A 2,396-nucleotide genomic window follows, 5' to 3' on the forward strand; every position below is an offset into this window, starting at 1 on the left:
GTGCTCGCCGCGGGGAGCGCGTCGCTGCTCGGGCTCTTCGGGCATGGCGCGCAGGCCGCGCAGGCCGCGCTCGTCATCCTACTGTTCGCGCGCGCCGCTGAAGCGATGCTCGGGATTTCGGCGCCGGTTCTGCAAGTCGTCGCGGCTTTCCGTCATCAGCTTACCGCCAGCATATTCGGCGTCGCCGTGGCCGTGGGTGCCGGATGGCTGATCGTCGGGCATCTCGATCCGCTGACCGGCGTGACGCTGGCGACGGCGATCGGGCTTGTGGTCATGGCCGCCATCCCCATGCTCCAGCTCGCTATCGTCGAAAAGCTTCACCCCTTCGATGCGCAATTTCCGGCGGTGGCCTTGCGCGGGATCGCGATCACCCTTGTTGCCGGTATCGCAGCTGTATTCGTCGACCTGCTGCCCGATGCCATATCGCTGCCCCTGCTCGGAATGATCGCCGTCGCCGCCATCTGGCTTGCGCTGCGCTTCGCCCTGCCACTTGCCGACCGCGTTTCGCTCGGCAAGACGGCGCGCAAACTGCGCTTGATCGAACCCACCGAGCGATGAGCGAGGTCGTTCCAATCCGCGTCGCGATCTACGACCTTGATCGTACCGTGCTGCGCACGCCGACCTTCACGCTGTTCCTGCTGTGGGCGGCGTGGCGCGAGGCACCGTGGCGCGTGCTGCTGCTTCCGGCGCTCGCAGTGCTGATGATCGGCTATGCGCTGCGCCTCTATGGCCGCGACCGGTACAAGCCCGCCGCGATTCGCCTGATGCTCGGCGCCAGCATCGCCCCCGCCCGCGCGGACAAGCTCGCCGCCGATTTCGCGGCCTGGCGCGTATCGCGCGACGTGCCGCCGGGCGCCGCCGCATGCATCGCGCGTGACCGCGCCGAGGGATACCGCCTGCTGATGGCCACCGCGGCGCCCGAATTCTACGCCAGCGCGATTGCCGAAGCGCTGGGTTTCGACGCGATCGTAGCGACCCGCCACCGGCGCACCGACGACGGCAGCTGGCTCCCGCTGCTCGACGGTGAAAATTGCTATGGCACCGAAAAAGCGCGCCGGGTGACCGAGTGGCTTGCCGCGAACGCGTCCAACGGCGCGGTGCATATCCGCGCCTATTCGGATCACCCTAGCGACGCCCCGATCTTTGCGCTGGCGAATGAATCCTGGCTGATCGGGCGCAGCCGCAAGCTGGTCCGTCTTGCCGCGCAGCATGGCTGGCGGACGCTGGATTTCGAGATCGGGCCCGGTTGAATGCGCCCGACCCCTATCGCCTTCCTCGCAATAGCCGAAGCACAGCAACTCTATCACTGGTTGCCCACGGCGCTTGAACTGGCCGGACGCGACGATGTCCGGGTTTCGATCTTGTCGCCGTCGCGCCAGATCCTCGATCTCATACTCAGCTATGATACGCAGCGCCGGTTCGAACCGGTCCTGCTGCGCCGACCGCCCTTCGGCCCCGACTCCTTGTTTCGCCAGCCCTCGCGCCTCGCGACGTTGCTGCTCAACTATCCGGCGATCCGGCGCTTTCCCGTGCTGGTCACGACGGAGATTTCGAGCGCCTGGCTGAAACGCATCCCCGGCTTTTCATCACGCATCGTCGTGATCAAGCATGGCGCAGGCGACCGCGAGGGCGGCTATCGCGGGCGGCATGCGCTGATCGATCTGACCCTCGTCGCGGGCGAAAAGGACCGGCGACGCATGATCGAACACAAGCTGTCCGAACCGAGTAATGTCGTCGTGGGCGGCTACGCCAAGTTCGAAATATGCGCCGAGCGGCAGCGCTTTTTCGACAATGAGCGGCCGGTGCTGTTCTACAATCCGCATTTCGACGCGAAGCTGTCGTCGTGGCCGGCGCACGGGTCCGAAGTGCTCGCCACCCTCGAGGCGCTCGAGGGGTGGAACGTCATCATCGCTCCGCATACGAAACTGGCGCAGCGCGTGCCGCCGATCACGACCACGGCGCCGCATATCCGGGTCGATATGGGAAGCCGCCATTCGATCGACATGAGCTATACGCTGAGTTCCGACCTTTATCTGGGCGACGTGTCGAGCCAGGTTTACGAGTTCCTCCTGCGCCCGCGTCCGTGCATTTTCCTCAACCTCGACCGGTTGGCGTGGCGTGACGATCCGGCGTTTGCGCATTGGCATCTGGGCCAGGTGATCGAAGACATCACCGACCTCCCTCGTGCGCTGGACCGGGCTGCGGACTTGCAACCGACCTTTGTTGATGCTCAGGAAACCGCCATGCAAGATTCGATCAACCAGTTCCCGACCCCCGCCTCGATGCGGCAGGCCGACATCATCCTCGATTTCGCAAGGACGCCGCGATGAGCGCGCCGATCCGTCTGCTCGGCGATAACGCCACCCCGATCTGGGGAATGACCAACGCCGAGCGCT

The 2,396-nt window shown here is 65.5% G+C and carries 2 protein-coding genes and 1 pseudogene; all 3 read left to right on the plus strand.

The genetic code is table 11. The features are described from left to right. Positions 1-558 (plus strand): annotated as a pseudogene (locus tag VJ811_RS15085) (polysaccharide biosynthesis protein); the annotation flags it as partial. Further along, positions 555-1,250: an HAD-IB family phosphatase gene (locus VJ811_RS15090; RefSeq protein WP_324073800.1), complete on the plus strand. Its 696-nt coding sequence runs from the start codon at positions 555-557 to the stop codon at positions 1,248-1,250. The pseudogene VJ811_RS15085 and the gene VJ811_RS15090, both read left to right, overlap by 4 nt. After that, a complete protein-coding gene (locus VJ811_RS15095) occupies positions 1,251-2,330 on the plus strand; it encodes a glycosyl transferase (protein WP_324073803.1) in 1,080 nt (359 codons plus the stop codon). The last annotated feature ends 66 nt before the right edge of the window (positions 2,331-2,396 follow it).

It is taken from the genome of Sphingopyxis sp., from assembly GCF_035250425.1.
Taxonomy (GTDB): Bacteria; Pseudomonadota; Alphaproteobacteria; order Sphingomonadales; family Sphingomonadaceae; genus Sphingopyxis.

Bases quoted from the DNA above. Each gene is read 5' to 3' on its own strand.
- VJ811_RS15090 (WP_324073800.1), top strand. From the start codon at position 555: ATGAGCGAGGTCGTTCCAATCCGCGTCGCGATCTACGACCTTGATCGT.
- VJ811_RS15095 (WP_324073803.1), top strand. From the start codon at position 1,251: ATGCGCCCGACCCCTATCGCCTTCCTCGCAATAGCCGAAGCACAGCAA.